The organism is Candidatus Moraniibacteriota bacterium (genome assembly GCA_016699385.1).
GTDB lineage: Bacteria > Patescibacteriota > Minisyncoccia > Moranbacterales > UBA1568.
This window is the reverse complement of record CP064974.1, coordinates 356392-379296: the sequence shown is the minus strand read 5'-3', so window position 1 is coordinate 379296 and position 22905 is coordinate 356392. Positions and strand designations below refer to the sequence as shown.

At 46.7% G+C, this 22905-nt stretch carries 21 protein-coding genes and 1 tRNA gene; 3 read left to right on the top strand and 19 right to left on the bottom strand.

The genetic code is table 11. The features are described 5' to 3' along the window. Positions 1-16: 16 nt before the first annotated feature. Complete coding sequence (gene ftsE / locus IPJ67_01785; protein QQR77855.1) at positions 17-697, bottom strand: cell division ATP-binding protein FtsE; 681 nt, start codon at positions 695-697, stop codon at positions 17-19. Between the two features lie 82 nt (positions 698-779). Beyond that, positions 780-1820: a peptide chain release factor 2 gene (gene prfB, locus IPJ67_01780; protein QQR78029.1), complete on the bottom strand. Its 1041-nt coding sequence runs from the start codon at positions 1818-1820 to the stop codon at positions 780-782. A 151-nt stretch (positions 1821-1971) separates the two neighbouring features. Between prfB and IPJ67_01775 the strand changes: the two genes are divergently transcribed. Continuing rightward, positions 1972-2044, top strand: a tRNA-Thr gene (locus tag IPJ67_01775). Here the strand turns inward: IPJ67_01775 and IPJ67_01770 are convergent. The 10 genes from IPJ67_01770 to IPJ67_01725 form a co-directional block, all read right to left on the bottom strand. Beyond that, positions 2044-2562 carry a class IV adenylate cyclase gene (locus IPJ67_01770; protein QQR77854.1) on the bottom strand — a complete coding sequence of 173 codons (519 nt, stop codon included), beginning with the start codon at positions 2560-2562 and terminating at the stop codon, positions 2044-2046. The genes IPJ67_01775 and IPJ67_01770 overlap by 1 nt on opposite strands. 379 nt (positions 2563-2941) lie before the next feature. Then, positions 2942-3307, bottom strand: coding sequence for an NUDIX domain-containing protein (locus IPJ67_01765; GenBank protein ID QQR77853.1), 366 nt, complete (start codon positions 3305-3307; stop codon positions 2942-2944). Positions 3308-3354: 47 nt separating this feature from the next. Beyond that, positions 3355-3588 (bottom strand): DUF1653 domain-containing protein, encoded by a 234-nt coding sequence (locus IPJ67_01760; GenBank protein ID QQR77852.1) that lies wholly within the window; start codon positions 3586-3588, stop codon positions 3355-3357. A 42-nt stretch (positions 3589-3630) separates the two neighbouring features. Next, on the bottom strand, positions 3631-4176 hold the full coding sequence (locus tag IPJ67_01755) for an SET domain-containing protein (protein QQR77851.1): 546 nt from the start codon (positions 4174-4176) through the stop codon (positions 3631-3633). A gap of 191 nt (positions 4177-4367) precedes the next feature. After that, positions 4368-4901, bottom strand: coding sequence for an RdgB/HAM1 family non-canonical purine NTP pyrophosphatase (rdgB, locus tag IPJ67_01750; protein ID QQR77850.1), 534 nt, complete (start codon positions 4899-4901; stop codon positions 4368-4370). A 9-nt stretch (positions 4902-4910) separates the two neighbouring features. Next, positions 4911-7538 carry a preprotein translocase subunit SecA gene (gene secA / locus IPJ67_01745; protein QQR77849.1) on the bottom strand — a complete coding sequence of 876 codons (2628 nt, stop codon included), beginning with the start codon at positions 7536-7538 and terminating at the stop codon, positions 4911-4913. 122 nt (positions 7539-7660) lie between these two features. Then, on the bottom strand, positions 7661-9046 hold the full coding sequence (locus IPJ67_01740) for a DUF4012 domain-containing protein (GenBank protein QQR77848.1): 1386 nt from the start codon (positions 9044-9046) through the stop codon (positions 7661-7663). Between the two features lie 21 nt (positions 9047-9067). Continuing rightward, the gene (locus IPJ67_01735; GenBank protein ID QQR77847.1) at positions 9068-10492 is read right to left on the bottom strand and encodes a hypothetical protein; all 1425 of its coding nucleotides are present in this window, start codon (positions 10490-10492) and stop codon (positions 9068-9070) included. Further along, positions 10489-11691 (bottom strand): glycosyltransferase family 4 protein, encoded by a 1203-nt coding sequence (locus IPJ67_01730; protein QQR77846.1) that lies wholly within the window; start codon positions 11689-11691, stop codon positions 10489-10491. The genes IPJ67_01735 and IPJ67_01730 overlap by 4 nt, the downstream gene beginning before the upstream one ends. A gap of 83 nt (positions 11692-11774) precedes the next feature. Further along, positions 11775-12713, bottom strand: a complete 939-nt coding sequence (locus IPJ67_01725; GenBank protein QQR77845.1) for a right-handed parallel beta-helix repeat-containing protein — start codon at positions 12711-12713, stop codon at positions 11775-11777. A gap of 208 nt (positions 12714-12921) precedes the next feature. Here IPJ67_01725 and IPJ67_01720 point away from each other — a divergent pair, with 208 nt between their 5' ends. Then, the gene (locus IPJ67_01720; protein ID QQR77844.1) at positions 12922-13734 is read left to right on the top strand and encodes a WecB/TagA/CpsF family glycosyltransferase; all 813 of its coding nucleotides are present in this window, start codon (positions 12922-12924) and stop codon (positions 13732-13734) included. 65 nt (positions 13735-13799) lie between these two features. Here IPJ67_01720 and IPJ67_01715 read toward each other — a convergent pair whose 3' ends face one another. Continuing rightward, the gene (locus IPJ67_01715; GenBank protein QQR77843.1) at positions 13800-15020 is read right to left on the bottom strand and encodes a glycosyltransferase; all 1221 of its coding nucleotides are present in this window, start codon (positions 15018-15020) and stop codon (positions 13800-13802) included. Between the two features lie 285 nt (positions 15021-15305). On the opposite strand from IPJ67_01715, the gene IPJ67_01710 reads away from it, so the two are divergent. Then, positions 15306-16517 (top strand): O-antigen ligase family protein, encoded by a 1212-nt coding sequence (locus IPJ67_01710; protein QQR77842.1) that lies wholly within the window; start codon positions 15306-15308, stop codon positions 16515-16517. A 70-nt stretch (positions 16518-16587) separates the two neighbouring features. Here IPJ67_01710 and IPJ67_01705 read toward each other — a convergent pair whose 3' ends face one another. From IPJ67_01705 to frr, 6 genes are all read right to left on the bottom strand, one after another. Continuing rightward, a complete protein-coding gene (locus tag IPJ67_01705) occupies positions 16588-17106 on the bottom strand; it encodes a hypothetical protein (GenBank protein ID QQR77841.1) in 519 nt (172 codons plus the stop codon). A 240-nt stretch (positions 17107-17346) separates the two neighbouring features. Then, entirely contained in the window at positions 17347-19188 is a 1842-nt protein-coding gene (locus IPJ67_01700; protein QQR77840.1) for a hypothetical protein, read from the bottom strand. Further along, on the bottom strand, positions 19188-19967 hold the full coding sequence (locus IPJ67_01695; protein QQR77839.1) for a hypothetical protein: 780 nt from the start codon (positions 19965-19967) through the stop codon (positions 19188-19190). The genes IPJ67_01700 and IPJ67_01695 overlap by 1 nt, the downstream gene beginning before the upstream one ends. 155 nt (positions 19968-20122) lie before the next feature. Continuing rightward, on the bottom strand, positions 20123-20935 hold the full coding sequence (locus tag IPJ67_01690; protein ID QQR77838.1) for a hypothetical protein: 813 nt from the start codon (positions 20933-20935) through the stop codon (positions 20123-20125). Between the two features lie 176 nt (positions 20936-21111). Then, positions 21112-22263 carry an RIP metalloprotease RseP gene (gene rseP / locus IPJ67_01685; protein ID QQR77837.1) on the bottom strand — a complete coding sequence of 384 codons (1152 nt, stop codon included), beginning with the start codon at positions 22261-22263 and terminating at the stop codon, positions 21112-21114. A gap of 75 nt (positions 22264-22338) precedes the next feature. Continuing rightward, positions 22339-22896: a ribosome recycling factor gene (gene frr / locus IPJ67_01680; GenBank protein QQR77836.1), complete on the bottom strand. Its 558-nt coding sequence runs from the start codon at positions 22894-22896 to the stop codon at positions 22339-22341. Between the last annotated feature and the right edge of the window lie 9 nt (positions 22897-22905).

The window sequence follows — 22905 nt, the reverse complement described above, 5'->3', positions numbered from 1 at the left end:
AGGCACATGCAAAATGTCAGACAATATATTTCCCCTGCTTCTCATCACGCAAAACCGCACCATTTGCGAGTGTCACGACACGTTTCTGGAGACCATCGACAATCGGCTTGTTATGCGTCGCGAGAAGCACGATTGTTCCCATGTTATTTATTTCAAGCAAGAGCCGGATAATATCTTGGGCGGAAGCGGGATCGAGATTCCCCGTCGGCTCATCGGCAATGAGGACAGACGGGCGATGCACGAGCGCCCGTGCCAAAGAAACGCGCTGCTGCTCACCGCCGGAGAGTTGCTTGGGATACTTGTCCGCTTTCTGCGTGAGACGCACGATATCGAGTATCTGTGGCACCTCCTCGGCAATTTCCGCCGCACTTTTCCCATCAACCTCGAGTGCATAGGCGATGTTCTCGAAAACAGTGCGCTGAGAGAGAAGCTTGAAGTCTTGAAACACCGTGCCAAAATTGCGCCGGTAGTACGGCAAGAGCCGCCGCTTGATGGTGCCAATGGAGCGCTCGCCAAAGAATATCTCTCCCGCCGTCGGCTCTTCCTCGGCATAGATAAGCTTGAGGAGCGTCGACTTCCCTGCTCCGCTCGCGCCCACAAACGACACAAATTCCCCCGGCTCAATAAGCAAATTAATGTCCTGCAAAACAGAAACATCGCCGGGATAGATCTTCGTAACATTTTCAAAACGAATCATAAAGAGAAAAAATCAGGGATCAAGAAGAACAAATAAGGAGTCAGATTTCTTTATCGTAGATCATTACTTTCTTCTTCATTTCTTATTCCCTACTCTGTGTCTTAAGAAAGGCTTCCATAAATTCATCAAGTTTGCCATCGAGAACTTCGTGCACTTGCGGTGTTTCATATTTCGTCCGGTGATCCTTGACCAACGTGTAAGGATGCAAGACATAAGAGCGAATCTGACTTCCAAAGTCGGCACTTTTCTGTTCACCGCGAAGCGCGCGTTTTTCATCTTCTTCCTCCTGGAGTCTCAGCTGTTCGAGTTTGGCGCGAAGCATAGTGAGAGCATTCTCACGATTTTGCAATTGCGAACGCTCGGTCTGACACGACACCACGATACCCGTCGGAACATGTCGGATACGGACAGCGGTTTCGGTCTTGTTGACATTTTGCCCGCCCGCACCGGACGATCGATAGGTATCCACCTCGAGATCCTCCGGCTTTATCTCTGTTCCCTCTTTCGCCGAGAGAACCGGCAGAACTTCCACCGAGGCAAACGACGTCTGCCGCAAATTGTCTGCATTAAACGGAGAGAGTCTGACCAATCGATGGGTACCCATTTCACTGCGAAGATACCCAAATGCGTATTCTCCTTCTATCTTGACCGACACACTCTTGATACCCGCCTCGTTTCCTCTCGACTCTTCGAAAACACTCGCGACAAATCCTCGACGTTCTGCCCATCGCAGATACATGCGAAGGAGCATTTCCGCCCAGTCTTGTGCATCCACACCGCCCGCGCCACTCTTGATAGCAAGTATAGCATCGTGACTGTCATATGGACCACCAAGACGCGTCTTGAACTCGAGCGCCTCAATTTCCTCGGAAACCCGCGTATACTGCGACGCGACATCCTCTGCTTCCTGCCCCTCGAGTTCCATCGCAGAAAGCTCTCGGATATCGTCGAGCTCTTTCGAGAGTCGATCGAAAAGCGCGCGCTCCTCGCGAAGCCTCTCAAGTTCTTTCATCACGCGCCCCGCTTCCTGCGCATCCCCCCAGAAATTCTCCGCCTGCGACACTCTCTCCAGCTCAACAATTCTTTGTGACTTCCCCGCCACATCAAAGAGAGTCCCGCAGATGCAGGAGTTTCTGAGTCATCGTTTCCATCTCATTCCGAATATCATTCATACCACTAAGATACCACAGAACTTCTTTTCTGAAAATATCGCCTAAACCTTGATTTTTCTCCACGCTTCACTTACACTGAGCCTTGTAATCAAAAAAGGAGGCGCCACCTTAGCTCAGTTGGTAGAGCGGCACACTCGTAACGTGCAGGTCTGCGGTTCGATCCCGCAAGGTGGCTCACGACTGCAAAATTAAATCACTATACGATGCGGCAATAAGGTCGTCTTTTTGTATACCGAAGAGCTTCATGTATCGATCGCATTGTTCCGAAAGTTGCTCCTTACTGATTGATCCATCAATATCAATTGCTTCTACCTCGGCAAACGTACCCAGTCCTTCTACACGGTCGAGATGAAACTTTACATTCTCGATAAAGTATATCTCCCGCCGCTTATCTACGACAGCAAGAATACCGAGCGATTTCGAAAGGATTTCCTTCAACGTCGACCCTGGCGTTGAGTCATAGAGCAGTATCGATGATTCCTTGAGTCCTTTCGTCTCTATGCGATTATAGAAAATGAGATGATTCTCTATATTCCCCTCACGCAACTTCAATCGCCCATTCGGCACTTTGAAATACGTATCAATCTGATGATCAGTTCCCTTAAAGTCAGCGCCGCTGTCTTTCAAAATTCTCCGAATTGTTTCTTGGTTCGCGCACTTCGCTTTTATTTCGATGTTGATAATAGAGCTCATATGGTGCAAATCTCATCTTAGCCTCATCTTATTTTTTGTTTGCAAATTTCCTCACATTTGATGAGAAAAAAGGAGTGTTAGTGTACCCTCCCAAAAATATTTTTCATGAGGCTCAATAAAAATCATGCCGCCTTCTTCGCAATTGATTTCACTTCCCTCAACAGCAATCCTGCCGAAACCCTTCATCACATACGCCAACTCTTTACATTTCGAGTTCACTACCTTTCCCGCACTCGGGTATCTCCCCGTCAGTACGAGGAACGCGCTATTTATATCACACTCTCTCCCATCAGATATTCAGTTGCCGTGCAGCTCTCATTATTTCTGAAAGTCTTTACCTGATTTTTATGAATGATTTTCATAATATTTTCTTACTTCTTCAAACAAGTTTTTCAAGAAATAATTTCAAGTCCATTCTCGTTTTCTTAGTAAGGTCATATTCAAAAACTTTCTCAATCGAAATCCAATCGAAACTTTCTCCTTCGCCAAGATTCATCGCTGATTTCTTCAAAGAGCTCTCTACAAAAAATATGTATCGATGAGTTTGTAATTCCTCATTGAAATAATCACAGAGACAGCTAACGGCATCCTGAAAAAGATTCACATCCAGTTCTTCTTTTATCTCTCGCAAAAATGTTTGCAAAGGTGCTTCTCCAGTTTCATTTAATCCGCCAAAGAACGCCCACTTATTCGGGTTTACCAATGTTTTTGAATCTCTCTTGTGGAGTAATACTTCTTTTGTCACTGGATTATAGAAAAATCCGCCAGCATAGAATTTTTTACACTTCATAGTCATGCCAATTCACACAACTCAAATCTTGGAACCATTTTTCCATTCACTTCCACTTCTTCCAAAAACATAGCGAGCGGTCTCACCCAGAGCGATGAAATCTCACTTCCGTACAATGCCCGATATACAACCATATTCTCAAGTGTCTCACTATGTTTCGCTACACCAATCACTTCATACTCTTTGTTGTTTTTGTAATGACGATATTTCCCAAGTTTAAGCAATGTATCATTCATAGACTCTTGAAGAAAAATGGTGGGGAAAAAATAAACTTTCTCTTATTTGTTTGCAAATTTCCTCACATTTGATGAGAGAAAATTGGAATTCTTTTTCCGGAAGGCGGGGTTTTTCCAGTCATTTCCTGTGACTATCCCTCGACATTTCTTGGAATCACATGCGCATTTCATAGTATAGGCAGGGTTGGATATAACGAAGGCGTAATCAAGACACACTTCTTCTCCCCTCTTGATATCTCGTATTGCGACGAAGTTATCGTCCGCATCACATCCTACATTCGCCTCACAGTGATGATTCATGTGTCCCGGAATGGTGAGATAGTTCAGATCAATCGGGCTATAGAAACCATCCTTGTCCTCGGCACAAAAATCAATCATAAACGATCGCGTAGCCGCATCTATCTTTGCAAATTCTTCCCAGGGGACGAAAACTTCCTCGCTAATTTTCTCAACATCACATAATATCGTACCCCCTTTAATATCGCGGAGAGCAAAAACTCCAATGCCACCGTATTTCGGAGACGGCTGTATTCGAAGCAGTACTGGCTCAATATCCTCTGCACTCAATTGTTTTCGGCGATAATTCATAGAAAAAACACAGCTTCTCTTGCCTTCTCTTATTGTACCTCCCTCCCATGACGCTTCAGTTACCAAGAACAACATCGCGAATAATCCACGTCACTCCCAAACCATGAACGTCAGCAACTCTTTTGGCTTTTGCTCATATCACCTTGCCTCCCAATTGCGCAACCTTGAAGGATTTGCTCATACAACAAGTTCTATGTCCTCAAAAACTCACTCAATTTATCAAGTGTCTTTCTTCTCATGCTGATAGCATTTTTCTCTTCGCGACTCATTTCTGCAAAAGTCTTCTTATGACCATCTGCCAAAAATATCGAATCCCAGCCAAAAGCTGTCTCTCCTCTCGGTTTCACTATTCTTCCCTGTAGTATTCCTTCAAAAAAATAGATTTCCTCACGACTCCTCGCATATCCGATAACCGTCTTTGCTTCCGCCCTATCATTCCCCAACTTTCCGACAATTTCAGCCAAACCATTATTTCCGAGAGTCCTTGAAAACCACTTTATCAGAGGTCCGGGCAGCCCGCCTAAGCACTCGAGAGAAAGAGAGGTATCCTCAACAATGAACTCTCCAGTTGCATAGCGAAACGCTTCCGATAGCTTATTCCGTATTATTTCTCTCGTATCAATTTCTTGAATTTCCGGAAGATCAATATCCAATTGTTCCACATCAGGAAAAATCATTTTCACTTCTTCGAACTTATTTTTGTTCCCGGTAATAAAGTGGATCATACGTTACGATTATTTCCCATGGCATTTCTTATACTTCTTCCCGCTACCGCAGGGGCAGGGATCATTTCTTCCTACTTTGGGACCGACAGAGATTGGCTTCTGTATAGCGGGTTTTTCTTTTTCCGTGGAGGCAAATGACGAAGTCTCTTCGGCTCCGCGGTATTCGGCATTCTGTGGAATAATTTCCGTTTCAACGGACGGAGTGGGGACGGCAACCATTTTGAAAATGGTCGTGAGATACGTCGTGCGAATACTCTCCAACAAAATTACAAACATATTGAATGCCTCTCGCTTGTACTCGACCAATGGGTCTCGCTGTCCATAACCGCGCAACCCAATTCCTTGCCGAAGATAGTCGATTTCATCGAGGTGATTCATCCACAAAGCATCGAGTGTTCGCAGAAAGATTGTTTGCTGAATATGCAACCACGCATCCGTCCCGATTTCTTTTTCTTTTTTCCCGTATTCCACTTTCGCCTCACCGAGAAAGTCTCCAATAGTTGCAGAAATTTTCGCCGGCTGTTCTTTCGAAGAATCGCGAAGAATAGCATCAAGACGATTGCGCATTTTTTTCTCATCTATCGGGAAGATATTTCTTATATCATCCAAGATAGAATTTGTATCCCATCCGCCATCTTCGGAGACGGCATGCGCGGAGAGTATCTTTTCCAATTCTTCTCCCAAAAGTCGCAGAGTATCACTGCGCATATCACTCGTGCGAAGGACGGTTCGGCGACGGCGATACACGACTTCCCGCTGCTTATTCATCACGTCATCGTATTCGAGCACGTGCTTCCGGATATCAAAGTTGAATCCCTCGATTTTGTTCTGCGCGCTCTCGATAGTTCTCGAGATAAGCCCGTTTTGAATCGGCTCATCTTCGGGCAGGCGAAGTCGGGTCATCATATTTTTCAGTGTGTCGCCACCGAATCGTCGCATGAGTTCATCCTCAAGTGAGACATAGAACTGCGATGTTCCCGGGTCGCCCTGACGACCTGCGCGCCCGCGCAACTGATTGTCGATGCGTCGCGCCTCATGCCGCTCAGTACCGATGATGCAGAGTCCTCCTACTTCGCGGACACCCTCGCCAAGCTTGATATCCGTCCCACGACCCGCCATGTTGGTCGCAATCGTCACAGAGCCAAGTTGCCCCGCCCGCGCAACAATCGCTGCCTCATGCTCATGGTTCTTCGCATTCAAGACTTCATGTGGCACGCCCTCTCGTGAGAGTAGCGCACTCAGATATTCCGATTTCTCAATCGCAATCGTTCCCACGAGAGCAGGCTGTCCCTCCTCGCGAAGCGTCTTCAATTTTTTGGCAATAGCACGAAACTTTTCCTCTTCGGTTTTGTAGACAATATCCGGAAGATCTTTCCGCACCATCGTCTTATTCGTGGGAATCTCTATCGAATCAATCTCATACACCTTGCGAAATTCTTCCGCACTCGTCATCGCCGTACCAGTCATACCGGCGAGCTTTTCGTACAGGCGAAAATAATTTTGAAACGTAATCGTCGCCAAAGTCCGAGATTCCTTCTGCACCGCGACACGCTCCTTTGCCTCAATTGCCTGGTGCAATCCATCGCTATAGCGTCGCCCAACCATGAGACGCCCTGTGAAATCATCGACAATAATAACCTCGCCATCTTTCACGACATAGTCGCGATCGCGCTTGAAAATCACTTCTGCCTTAAGCGACTGCTCCAAATGATGCACATACTGCACGCGCCCGGACTCGTAAATATTCCCAATACCAAGCGACTGTTCCACCTTTGCAATGCCTGCCTCGGTGATAGAGATAGATTTCATCTTTTCATCCACAGTATAGTCTTCCTCGCTCTTGAGTCGCGGAACAATACTCGCAAATTGCTGATAAAGCTTGGTCGACTCGGCGTCTGGCGCCGAAATAATGAGAGGTGTCCGCGCCTCGTCTATAAGTATCGAGTCCACTTCGTCGACAATCGCGTAGAAAAGGTCGCGTTGTACCATGTGTTCGGCATTCTGCACCATGTTGTCGCGCAAATAGTCGAAGCCAAATTCGTTATTCGTCCCATAGGTGATATCCGAAGCATATGCCTCGCGTCGTGAAATCGGGATAAGATTTTCCGGTTCAACACTGACTTCATCCCGATCAATCACTGTCGGCGTATAGCGATAGGAAATACCCTGTTGGAGAATACACGCGGTCGACATTCCCAGTGCGTGGTACACCGATCCCATCCAGTTCGCATCGCGCTTGGCAAGATAATCATTGACCGTCACAACATGCACGCCCTTTCCGGCAAGCGCATTGAGATAAATCGCCAGAGTCGATGTGAGGGTCTTCCCCTCACCCGTCTTCATCTCGGCGATTTTCCCCTGATGCAATACGACACCGCCCATCAACTGAACATCATAGTGCCGCTCGCCGATAATACGATTCGCTACTTCGCGGACGACAGCAAATGCCTCAGGAAGCAATTGGTCAAGCGAAGCGCCCTTTGCAATACGCGCGCGAAATTCTTCCGTCTTCGCCCGCAGGGCATCGTCGGATAGCGCTTTTATCTTTGCCTCATGCCCATTCACTCGCGCAACTATCGGGCGTAGTTTCGCGATTACGCGATCATTCGATCCAAAAATTTTTGCAAAGAGTCCCATAGAATTTGTTGAAAGCGCGGTTTACGAGTCTGAACACGGCAATCCCTGAAAGAAGAAAAGCCCCTGTATTCTAGGGCGAATCAGAGGCAAAGTCAAAGCAAATCACACACAAATCCAACACGCTATGGCTCAATCAGCTCGCCGGTTGCAAGTATCCGTACATTTCGATCCAAGACAAATTGCTTCTGAATTTTCGATCCATCCTTCTTGATAACCGTCACTGAAACAGGGACGCGATGCAATCCCGGCTGCTTCTCAATATCAAGTTCATAGAACGCCGACGATACCGTATCGGGAAGCGTATAGGTAAACGCAACTGTTTTCTCTGTTCCAAGGGGGACTTGTACGATACCGCCAAAAGTTTTCCTGCCAAGTTCATCACCAAATGTCGTGTCGCCCAAGAATCCCTCCGACGAAACAAGCCAGCTCCCCTTCGGCACATAGAGACGAAGGAATGACTGGTAATTGTTGACGCGCCAATCTTTCTCAGTCGCCGTATGATTATAAGTAAGAGCAAAACGCGCCTGAGGCTTTTCGCCAGAAAAATCTACCGTATACTCGTATGAACGTTTCACGAAGTAGTCACTCTTCCACGCGCCCAAATTTGCATCGACAGCAAGGAAAGAATCATTCTTCCATGTCTGATTAATCGATCCGTCCCAACCGGCATCCTGAATTTTCTGCGTCACGCCCTCATCATCGAAGAAGAGCTGGATATCCTTGGCATGAAGATCGGCAAGTGCCACCTCAAACAAGCGGTACCGATCCGTAAGGCTCAGAGATTTCAGACGATCAAGTACCTGGAGTCCCAAGAGATTCATCATCGACTTCCGATCCCCCCGCTCGATACCCTGATCAATGAAGCCCTTCTCCACCTGATATTCGAGATCCCACACGGCGCTCTCTCCACCATACGTGCCCGGATATCCCGGTACTTCGACCGGACCAGTGACACCAAGAAACGACACCAAGACATCTGTCGTAATACCGACAATGCCGTCGAATGATTCACTGCCTTCGCCCATCTGGTAAAAGGTTTCCGCCTGCCGAGCATTGGTCGGGAAGTCCGGAGAATAATTCGAATCGCGCAGTTTCCATGAATCGATACGAAGCAATTCCTTCATCGGATAGGGTGGCGAAACCGTCGAGGGTATACGCCCGTCAAAGTTCCCCGTGTCATGCACGGCGAAATCGAGCAGTTCGCCATTTCGTATTTTTACAATACCAAATGATCCGATAAATCCCCCGCCCGGACGAAGCTCATAATTGTTTTGAAAGAGGACGAGATAGGTTCGCGTCACATCATCTTTCTTGAGTACGAAGTCGGCAATCGACAAAAGCGCGCGCATATCCTTACGTGTTTCTGTTGAAACGGGCAATATGCGCGTCGGTACATCAAAAAGTTTCCAGTGACCGTTTCGAATTTCGAGAAAACAAAACCAACTCGACAATAAGAGGAGTGATATTGACCAAAACAGTATCCAAAATTTCCACGAGTAGCGTTTCATATGACGATTATAAACAGATTCTTAGAGCTCGCCTCGTAAGAGTTGATTGAGTCGCGCCTTGAGTTCTTCGGGCGTCGGCTCGTGTTTCACTGCGCTTTCCAAAGCTGAAACAACTTCTGTCTTCGATTCTGACTCTCCTTCATCCACTCTTTCTTTCTTCTCCTCTTTTTTCGAACTATTCTCCTCATCCTGAAAGAGAAACTTATCCCAGGTAAAATCCTGTGCCGAAACCGTCGTGAGATTCCCCGGAACACCCGCTCTCGTTTCATTTCGATGAGAGGTTGTTCTGACTTGCTCCGATACTGTTTCCTGCCTTTTCTCTTCTGCAGAAATCTTCTCCGGCATTTTTTCAGACACCGTGTCATTTCGAACATCAGCAGGGGCAACTTCGGAAGCATTCTTCTGAGAAAAACCTCCCTCTCCTGTCTGCTTCATGCCGATTCTCATTCTCCCTACGGGAGCAAAACGAGGTTTCTCCCATATATCTTCCGGTTCATCACTCATTCTCGACTCATAGCTTTCTCTTTTCTCTTCTCCTGAAACAGACTCTGAAGAGGCTCTACTTGGTGAAGATTCTTTGTCTACATTGTTTTCTATAGGCTCTGCAACCGATAATGCTAACTCATCAATATCATTCACATGAGGCGATGGAGATATTTCTTCAGTTGGAGGTGCCGAGAGTGTCGAAGATGCCGATTCGCCTGAAATTATGGACACTTCAGATGGCAAATGACTCTCTTCTTGCGTAATATCCGGAAATGATCCTACCGGACGAATCCCCTCTTTCCCTTGCCCTCCCAAATGTGCAGGAAGATACTTTGCGCGAAAGAGAGAAATATCGGGAAGCGTTGCTCGTTTCAAAAAGTTCTCCGAATTCTGCAAGAGCAACGAAATGAGAAGCGCTGCAAGCGCCGAACATACAGCGCTAAGCAAGAAAAGTGCCCAGGCATTTGTCACCACCGAACGAACGATAACGTCTTCGAGAAGCCGCATCTCTGCCTCTGTATTCCGATTATACAACCGCCCCGAGAAACCATAGAGCGTCTCGATAGAAGCGCTCAGCAACGCACTCGCCTGTGATGGATCACTGCCGACAACCGACAGATGAATCACGCTGCTCCCAGAAACTGACGCCGCATCAATGACACGATTCCACGCGAGCTTCCGATCAGCAGGAGAGTCTCCTGTCCACGGATCACTCACATTGCTGTGATCCTCTCGGAGTCGATCATAGAAAGAGAGCGTCGAAGGAATGTGCGAGAGTGTCACAGCAACCTCATCGGCAGAGACCGTAGGTCCATGAGAAATCACGATTAATTCCGATTCCGCACGATACATGCGGAATGATTCATAGAAAACGAAAAATCCCACTGCGAAAAACACCACGAAGAGCAAAAAGAAATACCGCGGGAATGCCTGAAAAAAATTGGCGAGGAATTTCATCATAATTCGGTTCCGATTGAACGGATATGCTGAGCATGAAGTCGCTTCCGGAAATTTAATCGCTTGAGCTTCTTCGTCTGCGGCAGGATTGACTCATACACAGATAACGTTCGCTCAGCAATAGCATCCCAAGAATATTCATTTCGAATACGATTCTGCGCCGCAACCCCAAGTCGACTCCCCTCTTCCGGCGCATTCAGGAGGAAGGCCATCTTGTCACGGAGGTCTGCTACGTTCTTGTTCTGAAAAAGTAGCCCGACACCCGAGAGCACTTCGCAATGCACACGGATATCACTTGCCAGTGTCGGCAAGGCATGTGCCATCGATTCGAGGAGAACAATCGGCATGCCTTCGGATTCCGACGGCTGCACAAAGAGTCCTGCATGCGAGAACAATTCCTCGAGCTCTCGTCCGAAGCGTTCACCGAGAAAGATAACATTCTCTCGTCCTTTCGCCATGAGATGGAGATAGGATTCGTAGTCCTTCGTATTCGCATGCGAACCGACGATGACAAGCTTCGTATTATTCGGCAATTTGTTCGTATCCTCAAGCTCAAGAAACGCCTTTATGAGATAGTGCACGCCTTTGTGTCCGACGAGCCGCCCAACCGAAAGCACATAGCGACCCTCACGAAGTCCAAATTCACCAAGTGTTGTCGCTATCGCCTTTTCGGAAATATTTGCCCCATTGGGAATAAACTCCGCATGACGGCCATAGTTTTTCTTCGTATACTCGAGAAGCTCCTTCGAAACAACGATAGTCTTCTTCGGAGCGCGACAGGCAACCCACTCACCAAAACGAAGTGCCCTCCGTGAAATCCACCCCCACTTCTGATGAAAATAGTCACGACAGTGAAAGGTAGACACTACCTGCGCATGACGCAAAAGCATTGCGGGAATAAACGAGAGCATCGACGGTCCAACCGCCTGATAATGAATGATATCGTAACGATGGAAAAGCGCGTGCACTGTCGCAAAAAAGGTATGCGAAATAGCATCCAAGTGCTTCGTTGGAATACTCGGTACATGAATAATATGCACCCCTTTCCACGCACGAAGTTCCGGATCGGTATAGTGCGCCCGCGCATAGACAAAAACATCATGACCCTTCTCCGCCATGCGCACCGAAATTCGCTCAACATATTTCTCAACACTTCCGGATTTTGCTGGGATGCCTTTCTGCCCGATAAACGCAATGCGCATACAAGAAGTCGTTACGAAATTTCCCCTTCGTTTTCGTTTTTGTTTTTGTCTTGTAAGGAACGCAATTACCAGATGACAGATATTTAGAATCCTCTCACAATTGGCGACGTATTCCCCAAACCGTTTCCGAAGAAAGTATTATTTCCCTCAATCACCAATCCGTTCCATATCGACACGGAAGCACTTGCCGTCCGAGAAATTCTCGCGACACCATAGTGCCCATTCTCTGAAAGACGGGATTTCTTAATATCGATTGTGCCCGTTGTGCCATACGAACTCACTTCGATTCCTTCACGATCATTTTTGCGAAATGTATTCTTGCTCGCAACCGTCACATCGGCGCCATCAAGATTCATTACAAGACCAGATCCTTTATTCTCGCTAATTGAATTGTTGTCAATCCATGCACGAACACCAGATTCGAATACAACGCCATTCTTACCATTATCTTTTATGTCGGATTCCGTAATCGAAATTTTTCGCGTCTTCGAATATACTCCGGACCAACCGTTACCAATAATCTCAACCTTTGAAATACTCACAAGCTTTCTATCGGTTCGATCGCCTTTTTCCACAAAGATACCTTCATGTCTATTGTCACGAATTCTAGACCCTACAATATCCACCTTTGCATCTTTGTTGACATAAATCCCCATTCTCCCATTTTCAACAGTAAACCCCCATAGCTTTGATCCGCTTTTCATTTCCACAACAGCATCATCCTTGTCATCGGATTTTATAAAAGTTTTTTGCTGTCCTGAGCCAGAGAGCTTCACATCACTCGGGATAGTAACTCGCTCCTTATACGTTCCGGAGGCCACAATAACCTCATCACCACCCCTTGCTTTATCAAGCCCGCTTGAAATTGTCTTGTATGGATGCGAAGACGAGCCATCTTCCCTACCGGAAGCGTCTTTGTCTACATAAATCTTGTCACCACTTCGCGCAAAACCAAAAAACGGAAGCGCAATAGTCCCTACGATAAAAATCGATATTCCTGCTTCAATAAGCCATGATTTCACATTATTCTTCATAAAACGCAGACCCTGAAGGGCATAAAGAGTTAACGGTGAACAATAGCAAAATAAAGCAGGTTTGTCAATGGATGAAAAAATGCATACATACAAAACACGACTATTTACCTCGTCTGCCCACTTGACTATTATCCTGATTTTTGCTACACTAATACGTTCGCAACAATACAGCTCTCGAACTTACTGAAGTTACCATATGGACCGTATTTGCGCCCTTGGCGTCACAATTCAGAACACCTCCATCGATGAAGCAAAGCGCTTCGTAGAAAATAGTTTGCGTTCTACGGAATTCCATCGGATTGTCACGATAAATCCCGATTTCATCATGACGGCTCAGAGGGATAATGAATTCCTTGATGCCATTAATAATGCTGACCTCTCGACTATTGATGGGATTGGAATATACATTCCTCTTCTTCTTAGAGGGAAAATTCCCAAAGGACGAGTACCCGGATCTGACTTCATGGAGTACGTACTCGAAATCTCGGAGCATACAAATCTTTCCGTCTTTCTTTTGGTCAATAGTTGTGGGTTAAGCACCTTTCAAGAAACAAAGTCTGCTATCAAGAAAAAATTTCCGAGACTACGAGTGTTCGGATCCGATGTTTCAGTAAATTCGCCGATTTCCATAAAGACATCGTTGAGAAAGGCATCTAATCATTCCGTCGTTCTCTCCAATTTTGGTGGAAGACTTCAGGAAATTTCCCTGGCACAACTCCAAAGCATACCCGGAAGCACTGTTTGTCTTGCTATGGGAGTAGGAGGGGCATTTGACTTCCTTACCGGCAAGCAGAAACGAGCACCATTCATCATCCGAAAGTTCGGTCTTGAATGGCTGTGGCGACTCTTGCTTCAACCTCAACGCAGATTGAGGCGAACGTGGAACTACGTTTTCGTCTATTCCCTCCTCTGCATAAAAGAAGCACTGGTTCATCTCATACTTCAAATAGATCCATACGTCTACCATAGAAAAAACAGCCCCATCCAAAACACAGCTATTCACAAATAAAACCGCCATCAGGCGGTTTTATTTTTTCCTTTCGATGGATTTTCTAAAAAGATAGCCCAAAAACATTATGGAACCAACTGCCTGTACACAGCGAGAAGTTCTTCAAGAAACTTTTCTTCGCGCAGACCACTAATAGATGCTCGTGCAAGACCACCAATCTTAGCTGAATCGACTCGGCTCGCTAATTGCATCTTTTCAGCAAGCTCTTTTTCGTCGCCAGGATGAAATAGAAATCCATTCTTACTATCTTGGATTCGTTCCGAAATTCCACCGATACGAGAAGCAATAACAACTTTACCGGCGCCAAGTGCCTCCGTAAGCGCATATGGCATATTCTCATACCAAAGAGAGGTAATGATAATAGCTCGCGCATTCTTTCTTGCTTCTTCAAGCACTTCTCCAGAAAGATACCCGGAAAACTCCACGCGCGGTTCCACACCAAGATCTCGTGCAAGCCTTTGGAGAGACTCCATTTCTGGACCATCTCCAACGATGCGAACCTTTGCAATATCCCTTGATAGAGAAACAGCGCGAAGAATCGTATCAACGCCTTTCTCCGGAGAAAGGCGTCCAATAAAAACAAATGGAGCCTCGTCGGATAGGGGCAGGAACGAGAGATCATCAGGAAATGGAACTAAAGGATTAGGCAGGTACTGCACTTCTTTCGAAAATTGATATTCGCGGAATTTCTCTACAAGGAAGTGGCTAGGAGAAAAGAATGCCTGGATAGAATCATATGCACGAATACTTCGATGAAACAAACCCTCAATAGCACAAACCAAACTCTTCCAAATACTATCTTTAACGCATCGGTCTCTGACACACTTCCATAAGGAACCTCGTTTCGGATCCCATATGCGCCCACGAACGAATAAATAGTAATTCGGAGAGATCAGTTTGTAGTCATGTAATGTCATCACGACGGGGACATGTGCCTTTTTGAGTGGACGGAATATAGAAGGAGATATTTGATGGAAAATGTTATGAACATGTGCAATATCCGGCTTGAAATCAAGGATAATCCGTTCCATATTCTTTTCTGCCTGCCGATTCCACAATATCTTTCCAACCGTCCTGATTTTTTCAAGAAAATTCATCGACGAATCCTGATAATCTACTGTGTCAACGAAATATTTTTCCCAGGGTGTTGGATGATTCTTAGGGTGTTTCATGGAAAAGAACGCAACCTCATGCCCCGCGCGCATCAAAACATCCGCCATCTCAAGATAGGCTCTTTCCGCTCCTCCCGCCAGAAAATGGCGTTTATGAATCAAAAGTATTCTCATTGCTCCGCGATTTTGGACAAAACTATACAAATAGAAGAGATGCTGTGTATTGTAGCAATAAACTGGAAAATGATATATCCTTTCTGTATAAATTGAATTCTATACTCTGCTGTGATTTCCCTAAAGAAAATTCTCTTCTGTTTCAGTGTATTCTTCTTTTCCCTTTTCGCAACCGCTTTTCTCAACCAGAGTCCTATTTTTTCAATAGCACTAACACTTGCTTGCATTTCGTTTTCTGCGCTTCGGCAACCAATCGCTCTCTTGGGGATACTCCTTGTCACTCGCATGTCTCTCGATCACCTTTCTGAGAACACCTTCCTGACAGTTGGCAAGGATATATCCCTCAGTCTCTCGCAGATGCTTGGCGTATTCCTCCTTCTCGCAAGCATCGCTATTTTTATTCTCCACAACAAAAAGCTCGTGCGCTTTGTACTTTGGAAACCTTTTTCTTTGCTTATCGGCATGAACATTATTCTCACGCCATGGAGCATGAGCCCCCTCACGAGTGTCCAAGAAATCGCGAGATTGATTTCCATTTTTTCCATAAGCTTCCTTGCTTTCATATCTGTGACTTCTCTAAAAGACGTGAAGAAAGTTCTATATCTTCTCCTATTGTCCGGCATCATTCCAATGCTTGAAGCAACTCGTCAGGCATTTTTTGGGATTGGACTCTCAGACAATGTCGTTGGCATTCCCAGAATTTACGGGACATTCGCTCATCCGAATGCTCTTGCTATTTTTCTCTACTCTCTCTCAGTCATCGTTGTCCTTATATACTTTCTCAAAGAAAATCTTTCCTTAACAACCCAGAAAAACAGTGCAATAGACGCTCTCGAAATCTTCTGGCTCCCCGTAATCCTACTTTCCTCCATGGCACTTCTCATCCTCACATACACCCGAGTCGCATGGATCGCGTTGTTTCTTTTCTTGCTCGCACTCGCTCTCTGGCGCTATCGAGCGCTCATTCTTCCACTTATCATCATACCGATAATTCTTCTCGTAGCGCTTCCCTCGGTTCAGAATCGCGTACTCGAAAGTTTCCAGACAAGCGCCGACAGCTCCGTTTCCTGGCGAGAAGGCATATGGAGCGATGTTACCGCAAAACTCCGCATGGACGGCAAGCAGTATTTCGGCGTTGGACCGGACACATTCAGCATGTATGCCGAAAAAATACGAGGCATCCAATTCGGAAGTACCGATTCCCACAACGACTTCGTAAAATTCTTTGTTGAAGACGGATGGCTTGGACTCTCCATATTTATCATGTACCTCACTCTCCTTGCACAAGAAATACGCAAGCTTTTCACACTTCCAAAACCCTACAAAGATATCGCTATCGTTTTCTCTTTTTATGCTAGCACAATATTGATAGCATCACTTTCCGACAATATATACAAAAATACTCCCATTCAATGGGTATTTTTCATACTATTTGGCACTTTCTTGGGACTCAAGAATATTCTCATGGACAAAGAATCTCTTTCAAAGATCGCATAAAAAACAGCCCCGAAGATACTCATAAACGCATTGCGTTTACTTTCTCTTCGAGGCTTAGGACCAAACGTTGTTACTTGATCACGGTGTGAGGATGACCGCCGATGCTTTCCTTGTCGACGGCGCATCCGGACTGCGGCTGATAGCCCGCAACCACCTGGTCACCTATCTTGGCGGCATAGTGCATACGCCCCTGACCATTCGAAGTCTTCATGTTACTGGTTAGGGTGAAGTGACAGCTAATTGCGCCGTTGTTATAGACGCATTTCACTACCCGAGAGTCGGAATCGAGAACCGGCCAGCCCTGACTGGCATCAGCGAAACGCAGATACCATTTGGCAGCGGCGCACTTCGCCCCGTTGTCGGAGCAGCTTGCGGCTATGTCGCCCGCACGACCAGTTCCTGGATAGGAAACCCACCCTTGGGGCGGCTTTTGTCCATCCGACCACACGACACCTGTATCCGAAATTGCTACCGTGACCTGACTGCCATTTGTGACAATCTTGCAGCTCGGCTCCGCAAAAACGGATGTGACGAGACCGAAACAAAGACAGGTGGCGGTGGTGGCAACTACCAACATATTTTTCTTCATGGCTTCCTCCTTTTAGGAATGCCGTGGAAAAAGAAAAAAGAAAATAATTTTTAAACAACAATCCTTTGCAATCATTCCTCTGCAGAACCGTCAATCGATGATACGATTGAAAATTCTGTTAAGGGGGCTGAAGTTCTAACTAGTTATAGTTAGCACAGCCCGAGTTTTTTGTCAAGTTTAGACAAGGATTTTTGAATTGCCTTGAATGGATTCCCATTCTGGCGTTCTTTTTACTGTGATTTATCCGTTCCAGCTATTCTCCCAAGGAGTTGCTTGAGCAGAAATAGGCGCAGTGGAAACTGAAGCGTTTCCCTTTGTAGCAACACGCGTTGTTGCGCCAGACTTATTGTTAAATCCGGAAGACGGAGCAATTTCTTGTTGCGCCTTCTGAATCGGATTTGATACCGCCATCCGAGGGACATCCCCCTTGGGCACTTCTACTGCCTTCTTGAGGTTTATCTCCCGAGATGTTGTGATTGAAGGATTCGGCTGAGCATCCAAACCAAGAGCGATGCGAGAATCCGTTGCACCTACCGTGAGAGCGTTAACAGATTTCTTGGAGCTCTCAAATAGCCACTTGCCTCCTCCATTTATTTCAGCTTTTACAACCCCGTACACTCCGTCGGTTGCGCCAAGGACAGAACCAATGCCGGCATGCACTCGGAAAAACCTATCCCTCGTAGCTACACCGACAGTGCCTTCAACGCCCCAGGGATGCTGAATGCCACTAGTGTTCCATATCCCGAATTCTACCTCGGGAACGAAATTTACGCCCTCAAGCTCCCACCCGAGCCGTGCAGAAGCCCCGAGAACTCGGTGGCGACTGTCGGAATCAACAATCCTATCCCTCCAATACACCGGACCGGACTTATGCGTAAGCGGGAATGTCCCATAAAGAGAAAATTCCGCCAACACGCGATCACTTATTACTGCCTGCTCCTTCGGATCCCCGCTAATAAACGAAAACGAAATGTCTTCCGCCGAAACGGGCGTATTATCCGCAGAAGCAGCGCCTTTCTTTCGATCATCATCCTTTTCGCCGCTAAGCGGGAAATACTTCTTGACATTAATGTTGAGCAAGAAATCCAGCCCGCTAATGGGTGGCTTCCGAACATCCATGCCATCTCCACCGCGCGTCGTCGCATATGCGAGTGAAGTGTCCAATTCCACTTGGTCAACACCCCATACTCCACGGCCCTGCACACGATTGCCGAGCCCCACAAACCACGATGGTTCCGCCCATGATCCTCCATGATAGCGAGAGATACCTCCCGTCACGAGCGGTCCGTCCGACCAATGCTCGTCGATTTGAAACTGACAAGTTGCCTGTCCTTTACCGGAAACATTTCGCATGTCCCGGCCGCGAGCATACTGACCCATCAAGAGCCAGTCCAACTTGCATCCGCGTTGCGGTGGCGACTGAACAACTTCCGACTGCTTTGGAACGACTGGCTCCGGAACAATCACGGTGTTGATGCCAAGATTGCCACAGGCAACCACGACATCTACCTGCTTCTTCCCAATCGGCGGACATACCTTGATAGCGACATTTCCACCAGGAACACCAATTTCGGTCGTTCCCCACACATCGCCCTTGCCACTTATAAAGCGGTCCCAAATATATCCGTTGGGACGGGCAGCGTCCGTAGTATCGCCAGTCACGATTCTTTTAACAATCGCAGCTCTCTCCTTCTCTTCAAATCCATTCTGCGCGAGAGCCTTATCAAAGACTTCTCGACAACTCTCAGGATCTTTCTTGAATGTCGGGCAAAGCGGCTTTGCTCCCGGATGCTTAAATACCCGAGCGCCACTTTTCCCTTCAACTGTCGGCGTCAAAGAAGGTTCTTCTTCATGACGCGTCGTTCCACATTCCTTTGGAAGCGCGATGACTTCTCCCACTGGAAGTTTCCGAGCATCACCACTCCAGAGTTGTTTCCAGTTCTTCGCACCACCACAATATTTCGCGGCAAGATCAGATGGCGTGTCGCCTTGCTTGACGGTAATCGTCTCGCTATACGCAACGTCCGATAAACACCACGCAAGTACCATAAACAGTACTGCGATAACCTTTTTCACGTTCATTACCTGTCTCCAGTGAAGGCGATGCCTTCGTCGCTTTGGACTTTTCGAGATGTCTCCTCTTTTACGAGGAGGTTTGGCTCCGTCAACACGGAACAAATGGCAGCCCATGCTTTTGGGATTGCCGCCATTGGATTAGCATGCATCAAACCGATAATCTCGGTGCTTGATACGGAAGCGAGCCCACAATAAGCCATACGTTCCTTTGCTGTAGTGAGCGCAGGAACCGATAGAACTTCAAGGGCATCTTGCCCAAAGAGCAATGAAACACCCGAATCCTCTATCGGTTTCGATTGGTACGGAAACGTGTCTGCAACATGATTATACACCTCTCGAATCTCCTTTGAGTCGAGTTTATGCACAACCTCTTTTCTCACAATGAACGGCTTATTATTCTCACTCGTCCCTCCTTTAGCTGCAGGGAAAACAAGTATGCTGAAATTCCTTCCTCTCGGAAGAAACACATACCAATATCCATCCGCTATAAAAGCAGAGCATTTGGCACCATCCACAAAGACTCGCGATGTCTTTCGACATACTTCAGCATCTTTCCCTTCAAAGTTTTCGAATGTCCGACAGACAACATCCCGTTCCTGCCACTCGGGCGGAATAGGGATTTTATACCCATCAACATCAGAAACCTGCCCTGGAAATTGCATGGACACCGCTTCTATGGGACGTTCCGGCACATCTTCCTTTCCTGTAATACCAAGGAAGTCTTTCGCTGGTATCGCTGAGCAACCGCCCAGCAAGACCAATAGAATAATCAGTACCATTTTCATTTTCAATCTCCTCACGCTTTCGCGTAGTGATTTTGTTTTTCAAAAACCCTTGTTGTAAAGGAACTTTTATCCCTCCCGCAGAGAGGTTGGAAGTTCTCACTTCCAGCCTCTCTAGCACGAGAGACAAAGAAAAAATATGCAAACCAATCTATAGACTATTGCTTTTCATCGAATATCAAGCGAGTGTCTGAATAGATACGTTGTGAAATCGGTTTTGTCTGAATATTCGTGTCTTCGTTTTTCTCCTGCTTTTCTTCGTGCTGTAAGGTGGCTATGCTATTCAGTGGAGAGACCATTGGTGAAATCGGTATCTCTCGTGAAGGAGTACCTTGATACAAAGAAAGCATTTGCATTTTTCGTTCGGCCTTCATGAGCGAAAAAAGCAAAAACAAAGAAATTCCGAAGAAAAATCCTGCGCCCGCCGAAAGAAACATCCGTTGTATATCTGGATTCTTCTCGACGATGGGACCGGAGAGGGTGCGGATTTCGACACTTTTTTCATCACCACTTCGGAAGAGCGCATTTCGTTCGGTCAAAACTTGTCCTACTGCCTGCGCGATATGAAGTGCGTCACGATCATTATTGTCATACACTTCTATGTGAAGTGTGCCGACATCGGGATTATTAGTGACCTTCACCATTTTCTCCCACGTGTCGAGCCGATCCTTGGGATTTCCCGGCAAGAAGTTTCCATCGACACCGCCTGTCTCCACGACAGCACCAATAAACTTTTCACTCTGTACTGACTCGGACAAGACCTTTCCAAGATATTCGGACGACTTAAGCATCGAATAAAAATCCTGCGACTGCCCAGTGCCAGTTTGCACGACCAGGAAATCAGTCGTCACTTTGAAGTGTTTCGAGAAAAAAACAAGTGAGAAAAATGCAAGCGACCCCACAAGAAGCCCTGAAAGGAGAATACTCCCCCATTTTTTGTGAACAATCGAAAGTAATGATTCGTAGGTCATATGAGAAGCAAACAGAAGGAAAAACCAACTCAATAAGCTAACAGAACACCGTACAGGATAATGATGCTCTTGTCAAGAGTGAAAACATAAAAAAGGCTTTAAAAAGCCTTTTTTATGAGTAAACCACCCGATTTCCCCACTCTCAGAAATGACTCCACCCTGCTCTGATGTGATTCCTAGAAAAGTCCCCAAATTTTCCCAACGATATTGAACTTGGCAAAATCATGCACCGTGACAGCAATCATCAGCACGATAAGAAGCAAGAAGCCAAATTGATGGAACAGTCCTTCCGTCCGCTGACTCACCGGGGAACCTTTTATCTTTTCGATAATAACAAAGAGCACGCGTCCGCCATCGAGCGCGGGAAATGGAAGGATATTCAATACGCCAAGATTGATACTCAAAATCGCCGTGAAGTAGAGAAGGTAGACAAAGCCAAGACTTGTCACTTCTTTGGTGAGATAGGCAATACCAATTGGTCCCGAGACATCTGAGAGTCCGGCACTATTCCACGTAAAGAGGCTCCCGAGCAACATCCCGATACCCGACACCATCATCACGGTATTCTGCCAGGTGCTGACTGCGCCCTGCACAATCGCCTCAAAGAACGAGTAGCGAGCAAGAGTGATTTCTCCAAGCGCTATGCCGAGAGCACCTTGGTCTTCCGGATAGTCAATGCGTGGCACTCCATGAAGCGCGAGCATTTCCTTCCCTCGACGCACTTCGAGTGTCAATTCTTTCCCTTTGTTTTCTTGGATTATTTTTTGCACTCCTTCGACACGGAGGAGCTTCTCTCCATTCACAGAGATAATCGTATCGCCCATTTTGGCACCCATGTCCGAAGCGGGCGTCCCAGGGGCAACCTGTGCAATCTGTACCTCAATCTTTGAGGGATCTATTTTCTCATCCGGATCGATTGCTCGCGGGAAACCAATCATGAGGACGATAGAAATGAGAAACCATGCAAAAAGAAAGTTCATCACGACTCCTGCTGAGAGCGTCTTGATTCGCGGGATTGCACCCTTTGAAGCAAAGCTATCGTCATCCTGTGCGCCTTCGCCATTCTCCCCTTTGATACGGACAAATCCTCCAAACGGAATCCAGTTTATCGAGTACACCGTATACGGCGATGTCACTTCCCGATTGCCGGGAACAAATGTGTGGCGCTTTTTCTCCTCATTCCAAACAAAACCGGCGAGGCGAGGCGGGAAGCCAAAGCCAAATTCCTCAACCTTCATACCGCTCCGGCGCGCCATGAGGAAATGCCCCAATTCATGAACAAAGATAAGCGCTCCGAGAACGATGATAAATACCAGTATGATAGACATAAAAGGGAGTGAAAAGAATTCTTTGTGAAATCTTGGTACTTTCCAAGAGTGAGGAGATTCTGAGAAAAATTCGAATTATACCGTCATGATCTCTCCTTCTTTCTTCTTTCGCAATTCTTCTATACGCGCGTTGTATGCCTCTACCAATTCCTGCAGAGCATCTTTTCCATGGAACTTGTCATCCTCACCCATGCCGCCGGACTTCTCGACATCTTGGATTTCTTTCCAGGCGTCTTCACGTATGGTGCGAATAGCGATGCGCGCTTCCTCAGCAATCCGGTTGAGCGATTTCACGAGGTCTCGCCGACGCTCCTCGGTCAGTGCCGGGACAGAAAGCCGTATGATTTGTCCATCATTTGATGGGTTGAGTCCCAAATCTGCGTCACGAATCGCCGATTCTATCGAGACAAGCGCTCCCTTGTCCCACGGCTGAACCAAGAGGAGTCGCGCTTCTGGCGCCGATACACTCGCAATTTGCTTGAGTGGAGACCGAGTGCCGTAGTAGTCAACAAGTACATGCTCAACCAAAGCCGGAGTTGCTCGACCCGTCCTGATTTTTGCTGTTTCTTCAGAAAAATGACCAATAGCATCTTCAAACAAATCCTTTCGCTCATCAATAATCGATTGGTACATAGTAAGTTT

What these genes read in the sequence shown, in the direction of transcription:
- frr (QQR77836.1), bottom strand. Translation starts at nt 22,896, where the DNA reads ATGTACCAATCGATTATTGATGAGCGAAAGGATTTGTTTGAAGATGCT.
- IPJ67_01740 (QQR77848.1), bottom strand. Translation starts at nt 9,046, where the DNA reads ATGAAACGCTACTCGTGGAAATTTTGGATACTGTTTTGGTCAATATCA.
- secA (QQR77849.1), bottom strand. Translation starts at nt 7,538, where the DNA reads ATGGGACTCTTTGCAAAAATTTTTGGATCGAATGATCGCGTAATCGCG.
- rseP (QQR77837.1), bottom strand. Translation starts at nt 22,263, where the DNA reads ATGTCTATCATACTGGTATTTATCATCGTTCTCGGAGCGCTTATCTTT.
- IPJ67_01690 (QQR77838.1), bottom strand. Translation starts at nt 20,935, where the DNA reads ATGACCTACGAATCATTACTTTCGATTGTTCACAAAAAATGGGGGAGT.
- IPJ67_01770 (QQR77854.1), bottom strand. Translation starts at nt 2,562, where the DNA reads ATGAGCTCTATTATCAACATCGAAATAAAAGCGAAGTGCGCGAACCAA.
- IPJ67_01730 (QQR77846.1), bottom strand. Translation starts at nt 11,691, where the DNA reads ATGCGCATTGCGTTTATCGGGCAGAAAGGCATCCCAGCAAAATCCGGA.
- IPJ67_01715 (QQR77843.1), bottom strand. Translation starts at nt 15,020, where the DNA reads ATGAGAATACTTTTGATTCATAAACGCCATTTTCTGGCGGGAGGAGCG.
- IPJ67_01705 (QQR77841.1), bottom strand. Translation starts at nt 17,106, where the DNA reads ATGAAGAAAAATATGTTGGTAGTTGCCACCACCGCCACCTGTCTTTGT.
- rdgB (QQR77850.1), bottom strand. Translation starts at nt 4,901, where the DNA reads ATGATCCACTTTATTACCGGGAACAAAAATAAGTTCGAAGAAGTGAAA.
- IPJ67_01720 (QQR77844.1), top strand. Translation starts at nt 12,922, where the DNA reads ATGGACCGTATTTGCGCCCTTGGCGTCACAATTCAGAACACCTCCATC.
- IPJ67_01735 (QQR77847.1), bottom strand. Translation starts at nt 10,492, where the DNA reads ATGATGAAATTCCTCGCCAATTTTTTTCAGGCATTCCCGCGGTATTTC.
- IPJ67_01695 (QQR77839.1), bottom strand. Translation starts at nt 19,967, where the DNA reads ATGAAAATGGTACTGATTATTCTATTGGTCTTGCTGGGCGGTTGCTCA.
- IPJ67_01700 (QQR77840.1), bottom strand. Translation starts at nt 19,188, where the DNA reads ATGAACGTGAAAAAGGTTATCGCAGTACTGTTTATGGTACTTGCGTGG.
- IPJ67_01760 (QQR77852.1), bottom strand. Translation starts at nt 3,588, where the DNA reads ATGAATGATACATTGCTTAAACTTGGGAAATATCGTCATTACAAAAAC.
- IPJ67_01755 (QQR77851.1), bottom strand. Translation starts at nt 4,176, where the DNA reads ATGAATTATCGCCGAAAACAATTGAGTGCAGAGGATATTGAGCCAGTA.
- IPJ67_01710 (QQR77842.1), top strand. Translation starts at nt 15,306, where the DNA reads ATGTCTCTCGATCACCTTTCTGAGAACACCTTCCTGACAGTTGGCAAG.
- ftsE (QQR77855.1), bottom strand. Translation starts at nt 697, where the DNA reads ATGATTCGTTTTGAAAATGTTACGAAGATCTATCCCGGCGATGTTTCT.